Here is a 5000-nt window from a genome sequence, read left to right on the forward strand (position 1 = left end):
CGACCGATATTTAAAACGATTCTGAAGCCGCTGGTGCGAAACGGTGATTCTCTGCGCATCGGTTTTGAAACCGACGTGTTCGACTTGGAGGATTCGGATGGGCAGATCGAACGCTTTCTCACCGCATTGGACGGAACTCTTACAATAGAAGAGCTTGCCGCAGCCAACGGGCTGAGTCTCGAAGATGTGCAAGACGCTTTGGCCACTTTTGACGAACTGGGCTTCCTTGAGGATGCCGACGCCCCGGCGGGAAACCTGACCGACCGCGATCTGGAACGCTACCGGGCGAACCTAACCTATTTTTCCAACTACACAACTCTTGAGCACAGCAGACGGGTGTACCAGCAGCGGATGAAGGATTCGAGCGTTGGCGTGCTCGGCCTCGGCGGTGCCTCGCTGATTGCGGCAGGTTTGGCCGGACTTGGCGTTGGCAAAATCATTGGGTTGGACTGCGACCATGTGGAACTCAGCAACCTGAATCGCCAATTTATCTACCGCGAAGATGACATCGGCAAGTTGAAGACGGACGCGGTCAAGCAACAGCTGCACAGCTTGAACCGGGATGTGGAGGTCATCACCTACAACCGCCGGGTGGGAAGCGCCGAATCCCTGCTGGATGTGCTGGCCGATGCGGACCTTGTGATCAACGGGATCGATACGCCGGTCATACACTCCGCGCGTTGGGTAAACTCCGCCTGCGTTCATCTGCAAAAGCCGGTGCTTCTGTTTGGCGTCACCAACAACCGACTGCTCTGGCAGCGTTTTGTGCCACATGAGCACGGTTGCTATGACTGTTTCCTGATTCACACGCTCCGTCAGGACCCGGATTCTGAAACGCAAGTCCGCGCAATCAACGGACAGGTGTTCGAAAATCGCAATACCGCGATGTCGCCGCATATCGCGTTGCTCAGCGGCTTCATCACGGCAGAGGTGTCCAAACACTTGAGCGGTTATGCCGAGCCGATGCTTCCTTCCACTTCGGTTGAAGTCAACATGATGACGATGGAGATGAAGAAGTCCGATCCGTTCCCGCGTGTGGCTGAGTGCCCGACGTGTGGTGCGCACAAAGCAGAGCGCGACAGCATCGAACCGGTGCCGCTCGAGGACTTGGTCGCAGTGGCAAAAGCGGGGGTGATGCAGTCGTGAGCGAAGTAACACTCCATTCGGTACTCGATGTCAGCCACCTCTCGATCCAGCCGGACGGAGACGAATACACGGTAGGCGATCCGGTGGCAGAGAACTTTATCCGCATTCCCTATGAAGGCGTGGCGGCGATCAGACTGCTCGACGGATCGCGCACGCTCGGTGAGGCGCAAGCGCTGTTGTTGGAGCAGGAAGGGATCGAAGTTGACTTTCTCGATTTCGGCACGACGTTGCTGGAGCTGGAACTCGTACGAAGCATAGACGGCCAACTGCTGAATCCGGCCGCAGAAGAGCAGGCCCCGCCGTCTGCGCTCCGCTGGATGAAGCCGATCGGGCAAGTGGTGTTTGGCAAAATAGGTGTTGGGCTCTATCTTCTTTTTGCGGTCGCAAGTTTGCTCATGTTCATTGTGCGTCCGGAAGTCTTTCCGCAGTATCAGGACTTTTTCGTCTTTCCTACGATTGGCTTGAGCATGCTCGCCATTTTCATCGTCACTTGGGTATTGCTGTTGCTGCATGAAACTGCGCACATGCTGGCTGCAGCTGCGGCCGGTGCGCCGGTGCGGTTTAAACTTAGCGTCCGCTGGTTTTGGGTGGTGGTGGAAGCGGAAATGACAGGGCTGTGGGCCCAGCCGCGGGAAAAACGTTATGTGCCGTTTTTCGCCGGTATGTGCTTTGACACAACTGTGTTATTTCTCTCGCTGCTCTTACAGTTTTGGCTGCCTGAGGGTGGCTTCCTGAACAACCTGTGCCAGATGACGGCACTGCTCACTTTGTTCCAGTTCCTCTCGCAGTTGATGATCTTCGTGCGCACAGACCTGTATTTTGTGATCATCACAGCCACCAACGCTGCCGATTTGTCGGGTGACGCCAGACTGTTCCTCAAAAAAACGTTCCTGCGCTCAAAAGACACCCTGCAGGCATGGCAGCAGTTGCAGCCGCGTCAGCAAAAGCTGGCGGGATGGTTTGGACTGCTGTATGGTGTAGCCTTGGTTGTCGTCGTGTTCTTGTTTGGCCTGCTGGTGATCCCGGCCACGGTGTCGGCTGTGTGGCTGGCGGTCGAACAAGTGCTGTCCGATGCCGGTTCGACGCTGGTGTTCTGGGACGGGGTGATCGTGCTGTTGCTCACGTTCGCGCAGTTTGCCTTGTGGGGAGCAGGTATTTGGTCGAGATATTTCAGAAGGCAGAATGTCATAACGGCAGGAAAATGAAGCACAATAACAAAATGAGAAGGATCATAGAGCAAACCTCGCCGAACGCTGAGGTTTGTTCTTTTTAGTGGAAATATGATGAAAAGACGAGTTGTGACAAGCTGTTCCGCCGTGATATATTATCTCTTGTCGCCGCGAGAGATGGTGGCCCAACTAAGAACGCGACGTCCTGTCGCAACGTTGGACAATGTACATCCTGTACTTGATCCTTGAAAACTAAACGAGTGTTACAGAGAGATGACGCGAGTCAGAGATACAAACTTTTTCAAATTTTATTGAGAGTTTGATCCTGGCTCAGGACGAACGCTGGCGGCGTGCCTAATACATGCAAGTCGAGCGGACTGATTCGGAGCTTGCTCCGAAGATGTTAGCGGCGGACGGGTGAGTAACACGTGGGCAACCTGCCCGACAGACCGGGATAACGCTTGGAAACGAGTGCTAATACCGGATAGGCTTTTCCTTCGCATGAGGGAGAAGAGAAAGAAGCTTTCGCTTCACTGTCGGATGGGCCCGCGGCGCATTAGCTAGTTGGTGAGGTAACGGCTCACCAAGGCGACGATGCGTAGCCGACCTGAGAGGGTGACCGGCCACACTGGGACTGAGACACGGCCCAGACTCCTACGGGAGGCAGCAGTAGGGAATCTTCCACAATGGGCGCAAGCCTGATGGAGCAACGCCGCGTGAATGATGAAGGCCTTCGGGTTGTAAAATTCTGTCTTCTGTGAAGAACAAGTGTGAGAAGAGAATGCTCACACCCTGACGGTAACAGAGGAGGAAGCCCCGGCTAACTACGTGCCAGCAGCCGCGGTAATACGTAGGGGGCAAGCGTTGTCCGGAATCACTGGGCGTAAAGCGCGCGCAGGCGGCCATTTGCGTCCGGGGTGAAAGCCCAAGGCTCAACCTTGGGATTGCCTTGGATACGGGATGGCTTGAGGATCGGAGAGGCAAGGGGAATTCCACGTGTAGCGGTGAAATGCGTAGAGATGTGGAGGAACACCTGTGGCGAAGGCGCCTTGCTGGCCGATTTCTGACGCTGAGGCGCGAAAGCGTGGGGAGCAAACAGGATTAGATACCCTGGTAGTCCACGCCGTAAACGATGAGTGCTAGGTGTTGGGGGGTACCACCCTCAGTGCCGAAGCTAACGCATTAAGCACTCCGCCTGGGGAGTACGGTCGCAAGACTGAAACTCAAAGGAATTGACGGGGGCCCGCACAAGCAGTGGAGCATGTGGTTTAATTCGAAGCAACGCGAAGAACCTTACCAAGACTTGACATCCCGCTGACCGGTTTAGAGATAGACCTTCCCTTCGGGGCAGCGGTGACAGGTGGTGCATGGTTGTCGTCAGCTCGTGTCGTGAGATGTTGGGTTAAGTCCCGCAACGAGCGCAACCCCTAAATTGTGTTGCCATCATTTAGTTGGGCACTCACAATTGACTGCCGGTGACAAACCGGAGGAAGGCGGGGATGACGTCAAATCATCATGCCCCTTATGTCTTGGGCTACACACGTGCTACAATGGGCGGTACAAAGGGTTGCGATGCCGCGAGGCGGAGCCAATCCCAAAAAGCCGCTCACAGTTCGGATTGCAGGCTGCAACTCGCCTGCATGAAGCTGGAATTGCTAGTAATCGCGGATCAGCATGCCGCGGTGAATTCGTTCCCGGGCCTTGTACACACCGCCCGTCACACCATGGGAGTTGGCAACACCCGAAGCCGGTGAGGTAACCGCAAGGAGCCAGCCGTCTAAGGTGGGGTCGATGACTGGGGTGAAGTCGTAACAAGGTAGCCGTATCGGAAGGTGCGGCTGGATCACCTCCTTTCTAAGGATTTAAGATTTTTTCGAATAGACTTGCGTCAATCTCTGACAACAACTCGTTTAGTTTTGGGGGATCAAACCCTCAATGTGTTCCTTGAAAACTGGATAGCGAAATAGTGAGTCAAGACATGTTTGAAATGCAGTACTTTCGAAGCGTTAACTTAGGTTAAGCTACGAAGGGCGCACGGAGGATGCCTTGGCGCCAAGAGCCGATGAAGGACGGGGCAAACACCGAAATGCCTCGGGGAGCCGTAAGCAGGCGTTGATCCGGGGGTATCCGAATGGGGCAACCCGGCACTCGTAATGGAGTGTCACTCAGCACTGAATCCATAGGTGTTGAGAGGTAGACCAGGGGAACTGAAACATCTAAGTACCCTGAGGAAGAGAAAACAATAGTGATTCTCCTAGTAGCGGCGAGCGAACGGGGAAGAGCCCAAACCGTGTGGCTTCGGCCATGCGGGGTTGCGGGGCGTCTCATCGGTGGACAGTGCCAAATTTATCGAAGCAGCGACAGCGAATTCGGTAAATTTCGCACTGTACGCCGAATGGAGTTACAAATCTGTTGGGTAGGCGAACAGTCTGGAAAGGCTGACCGAAGAGAGTGAAAGTCTCGTACCCCAAACTTAACAGACTCCGAGACGATACCCCAAGTACCGCGGGACACGAGAAATCCCGTGGGAATCAGGGAGGACCACCTCCCAAGGCTAAATACTACTTGGCGACCGATAGTGAACCAGTACCGTGAGGGAAAGGTGAAAAGCACCGCGGGAGCGGAGTGAAAAAGAACCTGAAACCGTGTGCCTACAATCAGTCGGAGGGCGTTCATGCCTGACGG

The 5000-nt window shown here is 54.9% G+C and carries 2 protein-coding genes and 2 rRNA genes (2 of these 4 only partly in view); all 4 read left to right on the top strand.

All coding sequences use genetic code 11. From position 1 onward, the window contains the following. A protein-coding gene (locus CBW65_RS13770) for a ThiF family adenylyltransferase (protein WP_087457327.1) crosses the window boundary here: on the top strand, positions 1-1146 show its 3' portion. The gene continues 3 nt to the left of window position 1, outside the view; 1146 of the gene's 1149 nt are visible here — the last part of the coding sequence; its start codon lies beyond the left edge, outside the window; it ends in the stop codon at positions 1144-1146. Further along, the gene (locus tag CBW65_RS13775) at positions 1143-2351 is read left to right on the top strand and encodes a hypothetical protein (RefSeq protein ID WP_087457328.1); all 1209 of its coding nucleotides are present in this window, start codon (positions 1143-1145) and stop codon (positions 2349-2351) included. The genes CBW65_RS13770 and CBW65_RS13775 overlap by 4 nt, the downstream gene beginning before the upstream one ends. Before the next feature lie 271 nt (positions 2352-2622). After that, positions 2623-4169, top strand: a 16S ribosomal RNA gene (locus CBW65_RS13780). A gap of 160 nt (positions 4170-4329) precedes the next feature. After that, positions 4330-5000 (top strand): 23S ribosomal RNA (locus tag CBW65_RS13785) (it continues 2325 nt past the right edge of the window). The 16S and 23S rRNA genes sit together here, the layout of an rRNA operon.

This window comes from Tumebacillus avium (assembly GCF_002162355.1).
In the GTDB taxonomy this organism is placed as follows: Bacteria; Bacillota; Bacilli; order Tumebacillales; family Tumebacillaceae; genus Tumebacillus_A; species Tumebacillus_A avium.